General features: G+C 42.6%; 32 protein-coding genes. All 32 read left to right on the top strand.

The window, feature by feature from the left end:
• The first annotated feature begins 25 nt into the window (after window positions 1-25).
• The 32 genes from rpsG to rpsK all read left to right on the top strand — a co-directional run bounded on the left by rpsG (window position 26) and on the right by rpsK (window position 18,046).
• On the top strand, window positions 26-496 hold the full coding sequence (rpsG, locus tag PO903_RS02145; RefSeq protein ID WP_069328350.1) for a 30S ribosomal protein S7: 471 nt from the start codon (window positions 26-28) through the stop codon (window positions 494-496).
• 51 nt (window positions 497-547) lie between these two features.
• The gene (gene fusA / locus PO903_RS02140; protein WP_069328351.1) at window positions 548-2,623 is read left to right on the top strand and encodes an elongation factor G; all 2,076 of its coding nucleotides are present in this window, start codon (window positions 548-550) and stop codon (window positions 2,621-2,623) included.
• A 112-nt stretch (window positions 2,624-2,735) separates the two neighbouring features.
• Window positions 2,736-3,926, top strand: coding sequence for an elongation factor Tu (tuf, locus tag PO903_RS02135; RefSeq protein WP_069328352.1), 1,191 nt, complete (start codon window positions 2,736-2,738; stop codon window positions 3,924-3,926).
• Window positions 3,927-4,255: 329 nt separating this feature from the next.
• Window positions 4,256-4,564, top strand: a complete 309-nt coding sequence (gene rpsJ, locus PO903_RS02130; RefSeq protein WP_028609655.1) for a 30S ribosomal protein S10 — start codon at window positions 4,256-4,258, stop codon at window positions 4,562-4,564.
• A 44-nt stretch (window positions 4,565-4,608) separates the two neighbouring features.
• The gene (rplC, locus tag PO903_RS02125) at window positions 4,609-5,232 is read left to right on the top strand and encodes a 50S ribosomal protein L3 (RefSeq protein WP_069328353.1); all 624 of its coding nucleotides are present in this window, start codon (window positions 4,609-4,611) and stop codon (window positions 5,230-5,232) included.
• Between the two features lie 25 nt (window positions 5,233-5,257).
• Window positions 5,258-5,881 (top strand): 50S ribosomal protein L4, encoded by a 624-nt coding sequence (rplD, locus tag PO903_RS02120; RefSeq protein ID WP_069328354.1) that lies wholly within the window; start codon window positions 5,258-5,260, stop codon window positions 5,879-5,881.
• Window positions 5,881-6,174 (top strand): 50S ribosomal protein L23, encoded by a 294-nt coding sequence (rplW, locus tag PO903_RS02115; RefSeq protein ID WP_069328355.1) that lies wholly within the window; start codon window positions 5,881-5,883, stop codon window positions 6,172-6,174. The genes rplD and rplW overlap by 1 nt, the downstream gene beginning before the upstream one ends.
• Window positions 6,175-6,187: 13 nt before the next feature.
• On the top strand, window positions 6,188-7,018 hold the full coding sequence (rplB, locus tag PO903_RS02110; protein ID WP_069328356.1) for a 50S ribosomal protein L2: 831 nt from the start codon (window positions 6,188-6,190) through the stop codon (window positions 7,016-7,018).
• Between the two features lie 62 nt (window positions 7,019-7,080).
• On the top strand, window positions 7,081-7,359 hold the full coding sequence (gene rpsS, locus PO903_RS02105) for a 30S ribosomal protein S19 (RefSeq protein WP_069328357.1): 279 nt from the start codon (window positions 7,081-7,083) through the stop codon (window positions 7,357-7,359).
• A gap of 36 nt (window positions 7,360-7,395) precedes the next feature.
• On the top strand, window positions 7,396-7,743 hold the full coding sequence (gene rplV, locus PO903_RS02100; protein WP_069328358.1) for a 50S ribosomal protein L22: 348 nt from the start codon (window positions 7,396-7,398) through the stop codon (window positions 7,741-7,743).
• A 20-nt stretch (window positions 7,744-7,763) separates the two neighbouring features.
• Complete coding sequence (rpsC, locus tag PO903_RS02095) at window positions 7,764-8,429, top strand: 30S ribosomal protein S3 (RefSeq protein WP_069328359.1); 666 nt, start codon at window positions 7,764-7,766, stop codon at window positions 8,427-8,429.
• A gap of 2 nt (window positions 8,430-8,431) precedes the next feature.
• Entirely contained in the window at window positions 8,432-8,866 is a 435-nt protein-coding gene (gene rplP / locus PO903_RS02090) for a 50S ribosomal protein L16 (protein WP_069328360.1), read from the top strand.
• The gene (gene rpmC / locus PO903_RS02085; RefSeq protein WP_017815370.1) at window positions 8,856-9,056 is read left to right on the top strand and encodes a 50S ribosomal protein L29; all 201 of its coding nucleotides are present in this window, start codon (window positions 8,856-8,858) and stop codon (window positions 9,054-9,056) included. Before rplP ends, rpmC begins: the two co-directional genes overlap by 11 nt.
• A 48-nt stretch (window positions 9,057-9,104) precedes the next feature.
• The gene (rpsQ, locus tag PO903_RS02080) at window positions 9,105-9,368 is read left to right on the top strand and encodes a 30S ribosomal protein S17 (RefSeq protein ID WP_017815371.1); all 264 of its coding nucleotides are present in this window, start codon (window positions 9,105-9,107) and stop codon (window positions 9,366-9,368) included.
• Window positions 9,369-9,405: 37 nt separating this feature from the next.
• Complete coding sequence (rplN, locus tag PO903_RS02075; RefSeq protein ID WP_069328361.1) at window positions 9,406-9,774, top strand: 50S ribosomal protein L14; 369 nt, start codon at window positions 9,406-9,408, stop codon at window positions 9,772-9,774.
• Between the two features lie 57 nt (window positions 9,775-9,831).
• Window positions 9,832-10,188 carry a 50S ribosomal protein L24 gene (gene rplX / locus PO903_RS02070; RefSeq protein ID WP_069328362.1) on the top strand — a complete coding sequence of 119 codons (357 nt, stop codon included), beginning with the start codon at window positions 9,832-9,834 and terminating at the stop codon, window positions 10,186-10,188.
• 33 nt (window positions 10,189-10,221) lie between these two features.
• Window positions 10,222-10,764: a 50S ribosomal protein L5 gene (rplE, locus tag PO903_RS02065; RefSeq protein ID WP_069328363.1), complete on the top strand. Its 543-nt coding sequence runs from the start codon at window positions 10,222-10,224 to the stop codon at window positions 10,762-10,764.
• A 68-nt stretch (window positions 10,765-10,832) separates the two neighbouring features.
• Window positions 10,833-11,018: a type Z 30S ribosomal protein S14 gene (locus PO903_RS02060; RefSeq protein ID WP_037291562.1), complete on the top strand. Its 186-nt coding sequence runs from the start codon at window positions 10,833-10,835 to the stop codon at window positions 11,016-11,018.
• Between the two features lie 32 nt (window positions 11,019-11,050).
• A complete protein-coding gene (rpsH, locus tag PO903_RS02055; RefSeq protein WP_069328364.1) occupies window positions 11,051-11,449 on the top strand; it encodes a 30S ribosomal protein S8 in 399 nt (132 codons plus the stop codon).
• A gap of 31 nt (window positions 11,450-11,480) precedes the next feature.
• Window positions 11,481-12,023, top strand: coding sequence for a 50S ribosomal protein L6 (gene rplF, locus PO903_RS02050; protein ID WP_069328365.1), 543 nt, complete (start codon window positions 11,481-11,483; stop codon window positions 12,021-12,023).
• Window positions 12,024-12,104: 81 nt separating this feature from the next.
• Window positions 12,105-12,470, top strand: a complete 366-nt coding sequence (gene rplR / locus PO903_RS02045; RefSeq protein WP_069328366.1) for a 50S ribosomal protein L18 — start codon at window positions 12,105-12,107, stop codon at window positions 12,468-12,470.
• Window positions 12,471-12,496: 26 nt separating this feature from the next.
• Window positions 12,497-12,994, top strand: a complete 498-nt coding sequence (gene rpsE, locus PO903_RS02040; protein ID WP_069328367.1) for a 30S ribosomal protein S5 — start codon at window positions 12,497-12,499, stop codon at window positions 12,992-12,994.
• A gap of 12 nt (window positions 12,995-13,006) precedes the next feature.
• On the top strand, window positions 13,007-13,192 hold the full coding sequence (gene rpmD, locus PO903_RS02035) for a 50S ribosomal protein L30 (RefSeq protein WP_069328368.1): 186 nt from the start codon (window positions 13,007-13,009) through the stop codon (window positions 13,190-13,192).
• Window positions 13,193-13,237: 45 nt separating this feature from the next.
• Window positions 13,238-13,678, top strand: coding sequence for a 50S ribosomal protein L15 (gene rplO / locus PO903_RS02030; protein ID WP_069328369.1), 441 nt, complete (start codon window positions 13,238-13,240; stop codon window positions 13,676-13,678).
• Entirely contained in the window at window positions 13,678-14,976 is a 1,299-nt protein-coding gene (secY, locus tag PO903_RS02025) for a preprotein translocase subunit SecY (RefSeq protein ID WP_273592459.1), read from the top strand. The genes rplO and secY overlap by 1 nt, the downstream gene beginning before the upstream one ends.
• A 94-nt stretch (window positions 14,977-15,070) precedes the next feature.
• On the top strand, window positions 15,071-15,718 hold the full coding sequence (locus tag PO903_RS02020; RefSeq protein WP_069328371.1) for an adenylate kinase: 648 nt from the start codon (window positions 15,071-15,073) through the stop codon (window positions 15,716-15,718).
• Window positions 15,719-15,723: 5 nt separating this feature from the next.
• Window positions 15,724-16,473 (top strand): type I methionyl aminopeptidase, encoded by a 750-nt coding sequence (gene map, locus PO903_RS02015; protein WP_137225640.1) that lies wholly within the window; start codon window positions 15,724-15,726, stop codon window positions 16,471-16,473.
• A 29-nt stretch (window positions 16,474-16,502) separates the two neighbouring features.
• Window positions 16,503-16,799 carry a KOW domain-containing RNA-binding protein gene (locus PO903_RS02010; protein ID WP_069328384.1) on the top strand — a complete coding sequence of 99 codons (297 nt, stop codon included), beginning with the start codon at window positions 16,503-16,505 and terminating at the stop codon, window positions 16,797-16,799.
• Between the two features lie 2 nt (window positions 16,800-16,801).
• Window positions 16,802-17,017, top strand: a complete 216-nt coding sequence (infA, locus tag PO903_RS02005; protein WP_017815385.1) for a translation initiation factor IF-1 — start codon at window positions 16,802-16,804, stop codon at window positions 17,015-17,017.
• Between the two features lie 113 nt (window positions 17,018-17,130).
• Window positions 17,131-17,244, top strand: coding sequence for a 50S ribosomal protein L36 (gene rpmJ, locus PO903_RS02000; protein ID WP_003333770.1), 114 nt, complete (start codon window positions 17,131-17,133; stop codon window positions 17,242-17,244).
• Between the two features lie 23 nt (window positions 17,245-17,267).
• A complete protein-coding gene (gene rpsM / locus PO903_RS01995; RefSeq protein ID WP_069328373.1) occupies window positions 17,268-17,633 on the top strand; it encodes a 30S ribosomal protein S13 in 366 nt (121 codons plus the stop codon).
• A gap of 17 nt (window positions 17,634-17,650) precedes the next feature.
• On the top strand, window positions 17,651-18,046 hold the full coding sequence (rpsK, locus tag PO903_RS01990; protein ID WP_017815387.1) for a 30S ribosomal protein S11: 396 nt from the start codon (window positions 17,651-17,653) through the stop codon (window positions 18,044-18,046).
• Window positions 18,047-18,170 lie beyond the last annotated feature (124 nt).

Here is an 18,170-nt window from a genome sequence, read left to right as displayed (position 1 = left end):
TTATATCTAAGGAAGGGGGATAACCATGCCAAGAAAAGGTCCAGTAATGAAAAGAGACGTATTGCCAGATCCTATGTATAACAGCAAGTTGGTTACACGTTTGATCAACCGCATTATGGTCGACGGAAAACGTGGGGTTGCTCAAAGCATCCTTTACAATTCTTTTAAATTGATTCAAGAACGTACAGGTAACGATCCTATGGAAGTATTTGAGGCGGCAATCAAGAACATTATGCCGGTCCTCGAAGTTAAAGCTCGCCGTGTAGGTGGCGCTAACTATCAAGTTCCGATCGAAGTTAAACCTGAAAGACGTACTACATTGGGACTTCGTTGGTTAGTGAATTATTCACGTAGCCGCGGAGAGAAAACAATGGAAGAACGTTTAGCAGCTGAAATCATTGATGCTTCTAACAATACAGGCGCAGCAGTGAAAAAACGCGAAGATACACACAAAATGGCTGAAGCGAATAAAGCATTCGCTCACTACCGCTGGTAGGATCAAAGCCTTTATTTCAAAAATTGATATTTTTGAAGGGAGCACCCATTCATGGCAAAAAGAGAGTTCTCCTTAGAAAATACACGTAATATTGGTATCATGGCTCATATCGATGCTGGTAAAACTACCACTACAGAACGTATCTTGTTCTATACAGGCCGTACGCACAAAATCGGTGAAGTTCACGAAGGCGCTGCTACAATGGACTGGATGGAGCAAGAGCAAGAGCGCGGAATCACTATTACATCCGCAGCTACTACGGCTCAGTGGAGAGGCTACCGCGTTAATATCATTGATACTCCAGGTCACGTTGACTTTACAGTTGAAGTTGAACGTTCCCTGCGTGTATTGGACGGAGCAGTAGGCGTATTTAGTGCAAAAGAGGGTGTAGAACCACAATCCGAGACTGTTTGGAGACAAGCAGATCGTTATGGTGTACCTCGTATAGCATATGTTAATAAAATGGATATTATTGGTGCTGACTACCTTAACGTTGTTAAAGACATGCGTGAACGTCTGCAAGCGAACGCAGTAGCGATTCAATTGCCGATCGGCGCAGAGAATGACTTCGTTGGTATTATCGATATCATCGAGCAAACAGCTATCGAATATCAAGATGATCTTGGACGCGATCCAGTATCTATCGAAATTCCAGAAGATCTTAAAGCAACAGTTGAAGAACTGCGTGCTGACTTGATCGAAAGAGTTGCAGAACTAGATGAAGATCTAATGATGAAATATCTTGAAGGAGAAGAGCCAACAATCGCTGAGATTAAGGCTGCTCTACGTAAAGGTGTTTGTGACGTTAAAATCTTCCCAGTAATCTGTGGTTCTTCTTACCGTAACAAAGGTGTTCAACCTATGTTGGATGCTGTTATCGACTACCTTCCGGCTCCTACGGATGTTCCGGCAATTAAAGGTTTGCACGAAGACGGCACAGAGGCAATTCGTCATTCTTCTGATGAAGAGCCATTTTCTGCACTAGCGTTCAAAATTATGACAGACCCTTACGTGGGTAAACTTACGTTCTTCCGCGTATATTCTGGCGTATTGCAATCCGGTTCTTACGTTCTAAATGCTACTAAAGGCAAACGTGAACGTATTGGTCGTATCCTGCAAATGCATGCTAACGCTCGTCAAGAAATCAGCGAAGTTTTCGCTGGTGATATTGCAGCAGCTGTTGGTTTGAAAGATACAGGTACAGGTGATACACTATGTGATGAAAAAGATACTGTTATCTTAGAATCCATGAATTTCCCTGACCCAGTTATTGAAGTTGCAGTGGAACCAAAAACAAAAGCTGACCAAGATAAAATGGGTATTGCTTTGTCCAAATTGACTGAAGAAGATCCAACTCTTCGTGCTCATACGGATGAAGAAACTGGCCAAACAATCTTGGCGGGGATGGGTGAGCTTCACCTTGAAATTATCGTTGACCGTATGCGTCGCGAATTCAAAGTGGAGACTAACGTAGGTAAACCTCAGGTTGCTTATCGTGAAACATTCCGTCAACCAGCTCGCGTTGAAGGTAAATTCGTTCGTCAATCCGGTGGTCGTGGTCAATACGGTCATGTATGGGTTGAGTTCGAACCATTGGAAGCAGGTACAGGTAGCCAGTTCGAAAGTAAAGTTGTCGGTGGTTCCGTACCAAGAGAATATGTTGGTCCTGCATTGCAAGGTATTGAAGAAGCAATGAAGAACGGTGTTATCGCCGGTTTCCCACTTGTAGACGTAAAAGCTACAGTAGTAGACGGATCTTATCATGATGTCGATTCCAATGAAATGGCATTTAAAATTGCCGGATCTATGGCGCTTAAAGCTGCAAAAGACAAATGTCGTCCTGTATTGCTTGAGCCACTTATGAAAGTTGAAGTAACAGTACCTGAAGAATACATGGGTGATGTTATGGGTATGCTGAACTCCCGTCGTGGTCGTATCGAAGGTATGGACTCACGCGGTGGTACTCAAATCATTCGTGCAAAAGTACCTTTATCTGAAATGTTTGGATATTCCACAACACTTCGTTCTGGTACACAAGGTCGCGGTGTATTCTCTATGGAACTTTCTCATTATGAAGAAGTACCTAAGAGCATCGCTGACGAAATCAGTACCAAAGCAAACGGCTAAGTTTTCAATCCGTTTTCACTTATGGGATGTACAGAAAGTAGCATGACTGCTCTCTGTACGTTTCAAACTAAAATACAAACAAAACTCTACCTTCAAGGAGGCAACGTTTAACATGGCAAAGGCTAAATTTGAACGTAATAAAACGCACGTTAACATCGGAACTATTGGTCACGTCGATCATGGTAAAACAACTTTGACTGCTGCAATCACAACTGTATTGTCTAAAACTTACGGCGGTGCTGCTGTAGCATTTGATCAAATCGATAAAGCTCCAGAAGAGCGCGAACGCGGTATCACAATCTCAACTGCACACGTTGAGTACGAAACACCTAACCGTCACTATGCACACGTTGACTGCCCAGGTCACGCCGATTATGTTAAAAACATGATCACTGGTGCTGCACAAATGGACGGAGCGATCTTGGTTGTATCTGCAGCTGACGGTCCTATGCCACAAACTCGCGAGCACATCTTGTTGTCTCGTCAAGTAGGCGTACCTTACATCGTTGTATTCTTAAACAAATGCGACATGGTTGAAGACGAAGAGCTTTTGGAATTGGTTGAAATGGAAGTTCGTGACCTTCTTAACGAATATGAGTTCCCTGGTGACGATACTCCAATCACTCGTGGATCTGCTCGTGAAGCATTGGCTAACCCTGATGGCGAATGGGCTCAAAAAATCGTTGACATGTTTACTGAAATCGATACTTACATTCCAGATCCAGAGCGCGACACTGACAAACCTTTCTTGATGCCTGTTGAGGATGTATTCTCGATCACTGGTCGTGGTACAGTTGCAACTGGTCGTGTTGAGCGTGGTACTGTTAAAGTCGGCGAAGAGATCGAAATCGTTGGTATCCATGAAGAAACTAAGAAATCCGTTGTTACAGGCGTAGAAATGTTCCGTAAATTGTTGGATTCCGCACAAGCGGGCGACAACATCGGCGCATTGTTGCGTGGTGTAGAACGTACTCAAATCGAACGTGGTCAAGTACTTTCTAAACCAGGTACTGTTAAACCTCATACTGAGTTCACTGCTCAAGTATACGTTTTGACTAAAGAAGAAGGCGGACGTCACAAACCTTTCTTCACTGGTTACCGTCCACAGTTCTACTTCCGTACAACTGACGTAACTGGCGTTATTTCTTTACCAGAAGGTACTGAAATGGTTATGCCTGGTGATAACATCACTGTTACTGTATCCCTAATCAATCCAATCGCGATTGAAGAAGGTACACGTTTCGCTATTCGCGAAGGTGGACGTACAGTAGGCGCTGGCGCTGTAGCATCTATCCAAAAATAATTAAATCTTCATTGTGAATCGGAAACGATTTGAAGATTTTAATATAAGCAACATTGTACTGTAACGAAGCAACATTGTACTGTAAACGAAAGACCAAATGAGGCCTGTTTCCTTATAAGGGAGACAGGTCTTATTTTTTTATGTAAATGTTTCAAAAAAGACTTGCATAACTGTTTGTTATCATATACAATAATAAATGTTGTTCTGAGACGTTGCGATGACGTGAGAGGTTACCGACACACCCGGCTCCTTTGCCATGGACGGTATGCCGGAAAATTTTCACTGAGTATGTCCGATACCAAATTGGGCGATAGAAGGAGGGACTAAAAATGGCAAAGCAAAAAATTCGTATTCGTTTGAAAGCATACGATCATAGAATTCTTGATCAATCCGCAGAGAAAATCGTTGAAACAGCTAAACGTTCTGGCGCAGGAGTATCTGGACCAATTCCGCTTCCTACTGAAAAACAGATTATTACTGTTCTTCGTGCGGTTCATAAATACAAGGATTCTCGTGAGCAATTCGAGCAACGTACACATAAACGTTTGATCGATATTGTTAACCCAACTCCACAAACTGTGGATGCATTGATGCGTTTGGACTTACCGTCTGGCGTAGATATCGAAATTAAATTATAATCCACATAGATGTGGTAACACGTAAAATGAAAAGAGGTGTCAACATGAAAGGTATCTTAGGAAGAAAATTGGGTATGACTCAAGTCTTTACTGCGGAAGGTAACGTAATTCCTGTAACGGTTATCGAAGCTGGACCATGTGTGGTTCTGCAGAAGAAAGACCTGGAAAATGACGGATACGAAGCGGTACAAATCGGTTTTGCTGATAAAAAAGCAAGCAGATCTAACAAACCGGAAGCAGGACACGCTACTAAAGCGAATACTGTGCCTAAGCGCTACGTTCGCGAAATTCGCGGTGTTGACCTCGCAAATGTCGAGGTTGGCCAGGAACTCAAAGCAGACTTGTTTGCTCAAGGTGAGTTCGTTGACGTAACGGGTATTTCAAAAGGTAAAGGTTTTGCCGGCGTTATCAAACGTTGGGGCCAAAGCCGCGGACCAATGTCTCACGGTTCCCGTTATCATCGCAGACCAGGTTCAATGGGTTCTATCCAAGCGAACCGTGTACCGAAAGGTAAACGTCTGCCAGGTCACATGGGTCACGATACAGTAACGATCCAACGCCTCGAAGTTATCAGAGTAGATGCTGAACGTAACGTAATTCTCGTTAAAGGCTCTATCCCTGGTGCTAAAAATAGTTATGTAAAAGTAAGAGAAACGGTTAAAAAATAACCAATCAAGAAAGGAGGAACAGGAAATGCCAAAAGTAGCACTTTACAGTATCGACGGTAGCCAAGTTGGCGAAGTTGAATTGAGTGATTCCGTATTCGGTATCGAACCTAACACTCATGTGCTTCATGATGCAGTCATTATGCAACGTGCTTCCCTTCGTCAAGGTAATCACAAAGTAAAAGGACGCTCTGAAGTTCGTGGTGGTGGACGTAAACCATGGAAACAAAAAGGAACAGGACGTGCGCGTCAAGGTTCTATTCGTTCTCCACAATGGAAAGGCGGCGGCGTAGCATTTGGACCGACTCCACGCAGCTATGCTTACAAACTGCCTAAGAAAGTTCGTCGTTTAGCAATCAAATCTGCTTTGTCTTCTAAAGTAGTAGCTAACGAAATCATCGTTTTGGATGCACTAAGCTTTAGCGCACCGAAAACAAAAGAGTTCGCAGCAATTTTAAACAACCTTAAAGTAGATCGCAAAGTATTAATCGTAACTCCTAGTTATGATGATAATGTTGCACTATCTGCTCGTAACATCCCAGGTGTTAAATTCGTTGCAGCTGACGGCGTTAATGTTCTAGACGTACTTACGTACGATAAGCTGATCCTTACTAAGGATGCAGTTCACAAGGTAGAGGAGGTGTTCGCGTAATGAAAGATCCTCGTGATATTATTAAGCGTCCGGTAATTACTGAGCGCACTGCCGAGTACATGAGTGAACTGAAATATGCTTTCGAAGTAGACATTCGTTCTAATAAAACGGAAGTTAAAAAGGCAATTGAAGAAATTTTCAAAGTGAAAGTGTCTAAAGTAAACACTCTTCGCATGCCTGCTAAACCGAAACGTTATGGACGTCATTCCGGCTACACTTCCGAATGGAAGAAAGCTATCGTAACTTTGGCTCCAGAAAGTAAACCGCTTGAGTTTTTTGAATCTGTAGAGTAAGGAGGAATAAACAGTGCCAATTAAAAAGTACAAACCGACATCCCCGGCTCGTCGTAACATGAGTGTTTCTACATTCGAAGAGATTACAACGAACCAACCGGAGAAATCGTTGTTGGCTCCGCTTTTCAAAAGAGCAGGCCGCAACAACCAAGGTAAAATTACAGTTCGTCACCATGGCGGCGGACACAAACGTAAATACCGTATTATTGACTTCAAACGTACTAAAGATGGAATACCAGGTAACGTTGCTACAATCGAGTACGATCCTAACCGTACTTCTAACATTGCTCTGATCCACTATGCTGATGGAGAGAAACGTTATATCATCGCTCCTAAAGGATTAAAAGTTGGAGATCAAATTTTCTCTGGCGTAGGATCTGATATCAAAATCGGTAACTGCCTTCCATTGGAAAACATTCCAGTTGGTACAGTTATTCACAATATCGAATTGAAACCAGGTAAAGGTGGTCAGCTCGTTCGCGCAGCTGGTACGGAAGCTCAATTACTTGGTAAAGAAGAAAAATATGTCTCCATTCGCCTTTCTTCTGGTGAAGTACGTCGCGTACTTAAAGTATGTCGTGCTACAATCGGATCAGTTGGTAATGAAGATCATGAATTGATTAAAATCGGTAAAGCCGGTCGTAATCGCTGGTTGGGCAAACGTCCACAAGTTCGAGGCGTAGTAATGAACCCTAATGATCACCCACACGGTGGTGGTGAAGGTAAAGCTCCAATCGGACGTAAATCTCCAATGTCTCCATGGGGTAAACCTACTCTTGGTTACAAAACACGTAAAAAAGGTAAGGCTTCCGATCAATACATCATTCGCCGCCGCACGAAGTAAGATTTGTGCTTGAATGCTTGTAAAGTGTGAAGTGACGAAAAGATGAAGGGAGGATTCAACCTATGAGCCGTAGTCTTAAAAAAGGTCCTTTCGTGGACGGGTACTTGCTTAAAAAAGTAGAAGTATTGAACGAAGACGATAAAAAAGTCGTAATCAAAACTTGGTCCCGTCGCTCGACGATTTTCCCACAATTTATCGGACATACATTCGCTGTTTATGATGGTCGCAAACATGTACCGGTATATGTAACGGAAGATATGGTCGGACACAAGCTTGGTGAGTTCGCACCAACTCGTACGTACAAAGGTCATGCTAATGACGACAGAAAAACAAGACGTTAATATATAAGGATTTAAAGTAAGAGAGGAGGTCACGCAATGCAAGCGAAAGCACACGCAAAGTTTGTACGCATCGCTCCGCGTAAAGTTCAATTAGTAGTTGACTTGATCCGCGGTAAGCAAGTTGGAGAAGCGATCGCGATTCTGCGTCATACGCCGAAATCCGCATCCCCAATTGTTGAGAAGCTTCTTAACTCCGCAATTGCCAACGCTGAGTTCATTAGCTCAGAAAAAGAGTTGACTTTTGATGTTAACAACTTGGTAATTTCTCAGGTTTATGTTAACCAAGGACCAACACTAAAACGTTTCCGCCCTCGTGCAATGGGACGTGCAAGTAAAATCAACAAACGCACCAGCCATATTTCTTTGGTGGTAGCTGAAAAATAAGATAGAAGGAGGGAAAACGTGTGGGCCAAAAAGTAAATCCCGTCGGATTACGTGTAGGTATTATCCGTGATTGGGAATCTAAATGGTATGCTGGTAAAGACTTTGGCGATCTTCTTATCGAAGACGTTAAAATCCGTGAATACCTTAAAACCAAACTTAAAGAGTCTGCTGTCTCTCATATCGAAATCGAGAGAGCGGCTAATCGTGTTAACGTAACGATCCATACAGCTAAACCTGGTATGGTTATCGGACGCGGTGGTTCAGAAGTTGAAGTTCTTCGTACACAAGTAACTAAAATTGCTGGTGGCAAAAAAGTTCATATCAACATTTCTGAAATCAAAAATCAAGAGCTTGATGCAATTCTAGTTGCAGAAAGTATTGCACAACAATTGGAACGTCGTGTTTCTTTCCGTCGTGCATTGAAACAAGCAATTCAAAGAACTATGCGTTCAGGCGCTAAAGGAATTAAAACAGCAGTTAGCGGACGTCTTGGCGGTGCTGAAATTGCCCGTTCTGAAGGCTACAGCGAAGGAACTGTTCCACTTCATACGCTTCGTGCCGATATTGACTATGGTACAGCAGAAGCGCATACTACTTATGGTCGTATTGGCGTAAAAGTATGGATTTATCGTGGAGAGGTTCTTCCTACGGCTAAGAAACAAGCTGCTCAGGAAGGAGGCAACTAATCATGTTGGTACCAAAACGTGTAAAACACCGTAAACAACAACGCGGAAGCATGTCAGGTCGCGCTAAAGGCGGTACTGAATTGAACTTCGGAGAATTCGGTTTGCAAGCTACTGAGCCTTCTTGGATCACTAACCGTCAAATCGAAGCTGCTCGTATTGCTATGACTCGTTATATCAAACGTGGTGGTAAAGTATGGATTAAAATTTTCCCGGATAAGCCAATTACTCAAAAGCCTCTTGAGGTTCGTATGGGTAGTGGTAAAGGTAACGTAGAAAAATGGGTTGCCGTTGTTAAACCAGGTAAAATTATGTTTGAACTTGCAGGTGTTTCTGAAGAGATCGCGCGTGAAGCTATGCGTCTTGCTTCTCACAAGTTGCCTGTAAAAACTAAGTTTGTGAAACGTGAAGAATTGGGTGGTGAAGCAAATGAAAGCTAATGAATTGCGCAACCTTACCACTGCTGAAATCGAGCAAAAGATTGCTGGTTTTAAAGAGGAACTCTTTAACCTGCGCTTTCAACTTGCTACCGGTCAATTGGATAACCCTACTCGTATCAGCGCTGTGCGTAAACAAATTGCACGTGCTAAAACAGTAGTTCGTGAAAGAGAACTTGGAATCACATCGTAATCCAATATTTGAGAGCTTAAATGCTATCAGCTAGGAAGGAGATTAACTATGAGCGAACGCAATGCCCGTAAAGTACAAGTAGGCAAAGTGGTCAGTGATAAAATGGATAAAACCATCGTTGTTGCTGTAGAAACTTATAAAAAGCATGACTTGTATCACAAACGTATTAAATATACGAAAAAATTCAAGGCTCATGATGAAAATAACACTGCTAAAATTGGTGATGTTGTTAAAATCATGGAGACACGTCCATTATCTAAAGATAAAAACTGGAGATTAGTGGAAGTAGTAGAAGAAGCAATCATCATTTGATGAATGATGCAAACCTGTCTGGAAGGAGGAACTAACAATGATTCAACCATTTACACGTTTGGCTGTAGCCGATAACTCTGGCGCAAAAGAACTTATGTGTATCCGCGTACTAGGTGGTACTGGACGTCGTACAGCTGCAATCGGCGATTTGATCGTTTGTTCTGTAAAACAAGCAACACCAGGCGGCGTTGTCAAAAAGGGTGATGTTGTAAGAGCGGTAATCGTTCGTACAAAGAGTTCCGTTCGTCGTAAAGACGGATCTTACATCGCATTTGATGAGAATGCAGCAGTAGTCGTTAAAGATGACAGAGGCCCTCGTGGTACTCGTATCTTTGGACCAGTTGCTCGTGAATTGCGTGATAAAGACTTCATGAAAATCGTTTCTTTGGCTCCGGAAGTTATCTAAACGATTTGTAAGATATAAAGGCTATGGCCTGAAGTGAGTTATAGGAGGTGTACACAAATGGCGAAAGTGAAAAAAGTGTTGGAATCTCACAACCACAAACTTCACGTGAAAAAAGATGATACGGTTCTTGTAATCAGCGGTAAAGACAAAGGTAAAAAAGGTCGCGTTATCGCAGCGTATCCTCGTGAAAACCGCGTGTTGGTTGAAGGCGTGAATATGATCACCAAACACCAAAAACCAACTCAACTGAATCCGCAAGGAGGACGTGTTGAGCAAGAAGCGCCGATCCACGTTTCGAACGTAATGCACGTTGATCCTAAGGACGGAAAAAAAGTAACCCGTATCGGTTACAAAACATTGGATAACGGCAAAAAAGTTCGCGTAGCTAAACGCTCCGGTGAAACAATCGACTAATACTAATTGTTACGGAAAGGAGGATCTTCCAACATGGCAACAAGAATGAAAGAGCTTTACTTGAATGAAATTTCCCCAGCTTTGGTACAAAAATTCAACTATACAACGGTTATGCAAGTACCGAAAGTTGAAAAAGTTGTTATCAACATGGGTGTAGGTGAAGCAGTATCGAACTCCAAAGTATTGGATTCTGCTGTTAGCGATCTTCAATTGATCTCTGGTCAAAAACCAGTTATCACACGTGCTAAAAAATCTATCGCTGGATTTAAGCTTCGTGAAAACATGCCTATCGGTGTTAAAGTAACACTTCGTGGCGATCGTATGTATTATTTCTTGGATAAATTGTTCAACATTACACTTCCACGTGTACGTGACTTCCGTGGTGTATCTTCTAAAGCGTTCGACGGACGCGGTAACTATACACTAGGTTTGAAAGAACAATTGATCTTCCCTGAAATCGAGTATGATAAAGTAGACAAAGTTCGCGGTATGGATATCGTTATTGTAACGACAGCTAAAACTGACGAAGAGTCTCGTGAATTGCTTACCCAATTGGGAATGCCTTTCGTAAAATAATTATTGAAACGTACAGGGTTCGAATATAAACCCTAGTTCTCCGAAAATATTAGGAGGTGTCAGGCTAAGTGGCTAAAACTTCAATGAAAGTTAAACAACAACGCACACCGAAGTTCAAAGTACGTGCATACACACGTTGCGAACGTTGTGGTCGTCCACACTCGGTATTGCAAAAGTTCAAAATTTGCAGAATTTGCTTCCGTGAATTGGCTCATAAAGGCCAGATCCCTGGTGTGAAAAAAGCAAGCTGGTAAACATTTGATTAAGGGGAAGGAGGTTTACACACATGACTATGTCAGATCCAATTGCTGATATGCTTACTCGTATTCGTAACGCGAACGTTGTGCGTCACGAAACAGTTGAAGTTCCTGCTTCTACAATGAAGAAGCAAATCGCTGATATCCTAAAACGCGAAGGTTTCATTCGTGATGCTGAAGTTGTTGAGGATAACAAACAAGGAATTATCCGTATTTTCTTGAAATACGGTCAAAATAACGAACGTGTAATTACTGGTTTGAAACGTATCAGTAAACCAGGACTTCGTGTTTACACGAAAAGCAATGAAATCCCTCGCGTACTAGGTGGACTGGGAATCGCTATCATCTCTACTTCTAAAGGGGTAGTAACTGATAAAGAAGCTCGTCAATCGAAAAGCGGCGGCGAAGTCGTTTGCTACGTTTGGTAATTAACGTCATATAATAAGGAGGTGCAACTCTATGTCTCGTATTGGCCGCAAACCAATCGAAGTACCAAGTGGTGTTGAAATTAACTTGGATAATACTCAAATTACGGTAAAAGGACCGAAAGGTACGCTTTCCCGTGAGATTCATAAAGATATGAAAGTAAACATCGAAGAGAACGTGATCACAATCGAACGTCCTTCTGATAATAAGACTCATCGTTCCCTGCACGGCACTACTCGTAGTGTAGTAAGTAATATGGTGAGTGGAGTAACTACAGGTTTCTCCAAATCCCTAGAGCTAGTTGGAGTTGGATACCGCGCAAGCAAATCTGGCGACAAAATTGTTCTAAACGTGGGTTACTCTCATCCAGTGGAAATTTCTCCTGAACCAGGCATCGAGTTCGATGTTCCTACAAATACGAAAATCATCGTTAATGGAATCGATAAAGAGCGCGTAGGAGCTTACGCTGCTAAAATCCGTTCCGTACGTGAACCAGAACCATATAAAGGTAAAGGTATCAAGTATGAAGGCGAGCGTATTCTTCGTAAAGAAGGTAAAGCTGGTAAGAAAAAATAAGATAAAGGAATACGTTCCTTTACCTTATGCGTGTTGAAGTGAGCCTGTGAAGGCAACGTGAAAGGAGTGAAATGTACAGTCATGATTACAAAAGCAGATAAAAATAAAGCGCGTCTGAAAAGACACCTACGTGTTCGTAAGAACATCACTGGTACTTCTCAACGTCCACGTTTGAACATATTCCGTTCTGCTAAACATATCTACGCTCAATTGATCGATGACGTAGCGGGTGTAACTTTAGTTTCCGCTTCGACTCTTGATAAAGAACTTGCAGATATTAAAAACGGCGGTAGCGTAGAAGCTGCTACTAAAGTTGGCGAATTGGTTGCAAAACGTGCATCTGAAAAAGGGCACACAGCTGTTGTATTTGATCGCGGAGGCTACTTGTATCACGGACGGATTCAAGCCTTGGCAGATGCAGCTCGTGAAGCTGGTCTTCAATTCTAAAACATTGTAAAAAGGAGGTTAACGACTTGCGTATTGATCCAAACACTTTAGAGCTGACTGAAAGAGTTGTAAACATTAATCGTGTAGCTAAAGTAGTTAAGGGTGGACGTCGTTTCAGCTTTAGCGCACTTGTAGTAGTGGGCGATGGTAATGGCTGGGTAGGCGCTGGTATCGGTAAAGCCGGTGAAGTACCTGACGCTATCCGTAAAGGCATCGAAGATGCTAAGAAAAACTTGATTCATGTTCCTATCGTTGGAACAACAATTCCTCACCTTGTTACAGGTAAATTCGGAGCAGGACGTGTATTGTTGAAACCAGCATCCGAAGGTACTGGAGTTATTGCTGGTGGACCGGTTCGTGCTGTATTAGAACTTGCTGGTGTAGGCAATATCTTGACTAAATCTCTGGGTTCTTCGAATTCCATGAACATGGTTAACGCAACGTTGGAAGGCTTGTCTCGTTTGAAACGTGCTGAAGACGTGGCTAAACTGCGTGGAAAATCTATCGAAGAGTTGCTCGGTTAAGGAGGGAACCTCATGGCTAAATTGGAAATTACCCTCGTCCGTAGCGTGATCGGTCGTTCAGAGAAACAACGTACTACTGTTAAAACACTAGGACTACGTAAAATGAATCACTCAGTAGTTCAAAACGATAATGCTGCTATGCGCGGTATGATCAAACAAGTACAACATTTAGTATCTGTAAAAGAAATCGAAGGTTAATTGATCAAAAATTAACCTATTATTAATAAGGAGGTGCAACGAACGATGAAATTGCATGAGCTTTCACCAAGCCCAGGTTCACGCAAGGAACGCAAACGTGTAGGTCGCGGTCCAAGTAGTGGTACTGGTAAAACATCGGGTCGTGGTCACAAAGGACAAAACTCTCGTTCAGGCGGGGGCGTTCGTCCAGGATTTGAAGGCGGACAAAACCCATTGTATCGTCGTTTGCCTAAACGCGGATTTGTTAACCCTACTCGTAAAGAATATGCACTCGTAAACATCGAAGATTTAAACAGCTTTGCTGCTGATACAGAAGTAACTCCTACGTTCTTGATGGAACAGGGAATCGTTAAAAATGCAAGAAGCGGAATTAAAATTCTTGGTAATGGCGACATCACTGTGAAATTGACTGTAAAAGCGAATAAGTTCTCTCAATCTGCGGTAGAGAAAATCGAGGCTGCCGGCGGTAAAACCGAGGTGATCTAATGTTCAAGACCCTAAAGAATATATGGCGGGTTGAGGATCTTAGAAATCGGATTATCTTTACCTTGCTGGTGCTCATTGTCTACCGTATCGGTGCGTTTGTACCGGTTCCGGGTGTAGACAAAAGTGTATTCCAGTCTGCTAACGCTCAAGGTAAAGAATTGTTCGGTCTTCTAAATACTTTCTCAGGGGGAGCTTTGGGGCATTTCTCCATTTTTGCCCTTGGGATCATGCCGTATATCACTGCATCCATTATAGTTCAACTATTATCTATGGATGTCATTCCGAAATTTGCGGAATGGGCCAAACAAGGGGAACACGGTAAAAAGAAACTGGCACAGATTACCCGGTATGGTACTGTTATTCTGGGTCTTATCCAAGCCTTTGGTACATCGATCGGTTTCAACCGTTTATACAATGCAGAAATGATTCCTAACGCTACAGCGGTAGATTACATCATTATTGCTATTGTGTTAACGGCAGGTACATCATTCTTGATGTGGCTTGGGGAACAAATCACTGAAAAAGGAATCGGTAACGGTATTTCGATCATCATCTTCGCTGGTATTGTTGCAGCTATTCCGCAGCATATCCGTGATATGGTTCAATCGGATTTCCTGCAACAAGGTCAGACATTCTTTAATGTTGCGAAGTTAGCCATCGTTGTTATCGTCGTGATTTTCATTGTTGTCGGAGTTATCTTTATCCAACAGGGTATTCGTAAAATTCCAGTACAATATGCAAAACGCGTTGTAGGTAACAAAATGTATGGTGGACAGAATACACATATTCCGTTGAAAGTTAACTCAGCGGGTGTTATCCCTGTTATCTTTGCCGTTTCATTACTACAGTTTCCAGTTATTTTAGCTAGTTTTTGGTCTACCCATGAATGGGCTAAATGGATTACTCTTAATTTGAGTTATAACCGACCGCTTGGTATGGTGCTGTATGTTATAATGATCATAGGTTTTACTTTCTTCTATACATTTGTGCAAATGAATCCTACGCAAATGGCAGATAATATGAAAAAGAATGGTGGATATATCCCGGGTGTTCGTCCAGGTAAGCCAACGGCTACTTATTTGACTCGTGTTATGACTCGTTTGACCATGACAGGATCATTATTCCTTGCGGTCATCTCGGTATTACCAGTATTCTTAGGAGCTATTTCAGGTTTGCCACAATCTGTGCAAATCGGCGGTACATCGCTTCTTATCGTAATCGGGGTTGCACTTGATACGATGAAAACGATCGAAAGCCAGCTCATTAAACGCCATTACAAAGGTTTTATCAATAAATAGACGGCAGGTTCCGGCTGGGACAAGTCATGCTTGTTCACACCGGCGCCTTTCCGTGCTGTTCTTGCAGCATTAGTCTTAGGGGGAGTGACATTACGTGAACATCATATTCATGGGGCCTCCGGGAGCAGGAAAAGGAACACAAGCAGCAGTGATTGTGAAAGAGCTAGGTATTCCTCATATTTCTACAGGCGATGCATTTCGTCTAGCGATCAAACAGGAAACTCCAATTGGAGTAAAAGCCAAAGAGTTCATCGATCAGGGTTTGCTTGTACCGGATGACGTAACGAACGGAATTGTGGAAGAGCGTCTTGCTCAGCCCGATTGTAAAAAAGGTTTCTTGCTTGACGGTTTTCCAAGAACTTTAGCTCAAGCTGAAGCGTTGGATAAAATGCTGGCAGCAATGGAGCGTAAGCTGGACCACGTGATCAATTTAAAAGTAGATCTTAACAAATTGCTTGTTCGGATTACCGGACGACGTATTTGCAAAACTTGTGGAGCTACTTACCATATTGAGTTCAATCCGCCGAAGCAAGAAGGCGTATGCGATATTGATGGTGGTGAACTTTATCAACGTGCTGATGATAACGAAGAAAGCGTAGGAACGCGTCTGAATGAGTATCATACGAAAACAGAAGCGCCACTTATTGCTTACTACGGTGATCAAAAGCTATTGAGAGAGATTGATGGCGATCAAAGTATTGATGCGGTATCTAAGGATATTGTTTCATTGCTTAGAGGTTAAGCAGAATGATCATTTGCAAATCCGAAACAGAACTAGGATTTATGCGGGAAGCAGGTCGAATTGTAGCTGAGACGCATCGTCTAATCAAGCAAGCGATCGAGCCAGGTATTACGACCGAACATCTTGATCAGATTGCAGACCGTTATATTCGCAGTCAAAATGCCTTACCGTCATTCAAAGGATACAATGGTTTTCCTGCCAGCATTTGTGCTTCGGTTAATGAGCAATTAGTTCATGGATTCCCGAATAAACGCAAATTGCAAGAAGGCGACATCGTTACACTTGATATTGGTGCTGAATACCGAGGTTATCATGGAGATTCTGCATGGACTTATCCGGTAGGACAGATTTCTGATGATGCAAAAAAACTTTTGGAAGTAACTGAAGGTTCTTTGTATGCAGGACTTGAACTGGTCAAGCCAGATGTACGCTTGTTTACAATATCGCATGCGATACAGCGTTTTATTGAAGATGCCGGTATGTCTGTCGTACGTGAATACGTAGGACATGGTATCGGAGCGAAGCTGCACGAAGCCCCTCAAATTCCAAACTATGGAGTTGCGGATCGCGGACCGAGGCTGAAGCCGGGAATGGTTCTGGCAATCGAGCCGATGGTAAATGCCGGCAAGCAACATGTCAAAACGCTTGAAGACAAATGGACAGTAGTTACTGTTGATGGCTCATTATGTGCCCATTTTGAACATACAGTTGCGGTTACACCAGACGGTATGGAAATTTTCACAAAACTAAACTAAATGCGTAGGTGATTCTTGTGAAAACAACAATGAACCCGCAGGTCGGTCAAATTGTGAAAGTGTTAAAAGGTCAGGGAGCTTCTCAACCTGCTGTTATCATTGCAGTACCGGATGAAAAGTTTGTTTATATCGCCGACGGGAACAAACGAAAGTTTGACCAGCCGAAGAAGAAGAATCTGCTTCATCTGGAGCTAATGCCGGTGATTAGCAGCGAAGTAGTAAACAGTTTGCAAGAAAGCGGTCGGGTCACGAACGGGAAATTGCGCTATGCAGTTACCAAGTTCTTGGAATCTGCCGAAAACAATGTTGAACAGAAAGGAGACTGACTGTGGCCAAGGAAGATGTTATTGAGGTAGAAGGCGTGGTTCTTGAACCCTTGCCAAATGCAACGTTCAAAGTTGAATTAGAGAATGGTCATCAGATTCTCGCTCATGTTTCTGGAAAGCTACGGATGCACTTTATCCGTATTTTGACTGGAGATAAAGTAGTTGTACAATTGTCACCTTATGATTTGACAAAAGGTCGTATAACTTACCGCAAATAGACACTTTAACACTAATCTATGTTATAATAGATGTTTATGAAATCATTGCTTGTCAGCAGATACAATGATTACAAGTAAGTTTTACGGACGTAAAACTTGAGGAGGTAATTAACATGAAGGTAAGACCTTCTGTAAAACCCATCTGCGAAAAATGCAAAGTCATTCGCCGCAAAGGGAATGTAATGGTAATTTGTGAGAATCCTAAACACAAACAAAAACAGGGATAATTATCTAGGGGGTGTAGCGTAAAATGGCACGTATAGCTGGCGTGGATTTACCACGTGATAAACGCGTTGAGATCGCCTTGACATATATTTTCGGAATCGGTAAAACGACTTCCCAGAAAATTCTGAGTGATACTGGTATTGACCTGAACACTCGTGTCCGCGATCTTACAGAAGATGAAGTTGGAAAATTGCGTGAAGTAATTGGTAGTACTAAAGTTGAAGGTGATCTTCGTCGTGAGATCTCTCTAAACATTAAGCGTCTAATTGAAATCGGATGTTACCGTGGTGTTCGTCACCGTCGTGGATTGCCGGTTCGTGGACAACGTACTAAAACTAATGCTCGTACACGTAAAGGTCCTCGTCGTACTGTAGCGAACAAGAAGAAGTAAGGGGGGTATAACACACAATGGCTAAAGCTAAAAAAGTCGTACGTACAAAACGTCGTGACCGTAAAAATATTGAATCTGGCGTGGCGCACATCCGTTCCACGTTTAATAATACGATCGTTACAATTACGGACCCTCATGGTAACGCGATTTCCTGGGCAAGCTCAGGCGGTCTAGGTTTCAGAGGATCTCGTAAGTCTACTCCATTCGCAGCGCAATTAGCAGCTGAAACAGCAGCTAAAGCAGCAATGGAACACGGTATGAAAGCCGTTGAGGTTATGGTTAAAGGTCCAGGAGCTGGACGCGAAGCAGCAATTCGTTCTTTGCAAGCAGCTGGTCTTGAAGTTAACCTAATCAAAGATGTAACGCCAATCCCGCATAACGGATGCCGTCCACCAAAACGTCGCCGCGTATAATTGAAGCATGTCTCTTTATTTTGTAGTATAATTCCCGGCAAAGGTAAAGATCCGTTTACCGGGTATACTACTGCATGTCTATTTGTAAGTATTCAGCGACAGTTTCACAGGAGCGACGTTTTGA

Origin of the sequence: Paenibacillus sp. PK4536, assembly GCF_028594455.2 — a bacterium.
In the GTDB taxonomy this organism is placed as follows: domain Bacteria; phylum Bacillota; class Bacilli; order Paenibacillales; family Paenibacillaceae; genus Saccharibacillus; species Saccharibacillus nuruki.
This window is presented reverse-complemented; position numbering and strand designations above follow the sequence as displayed.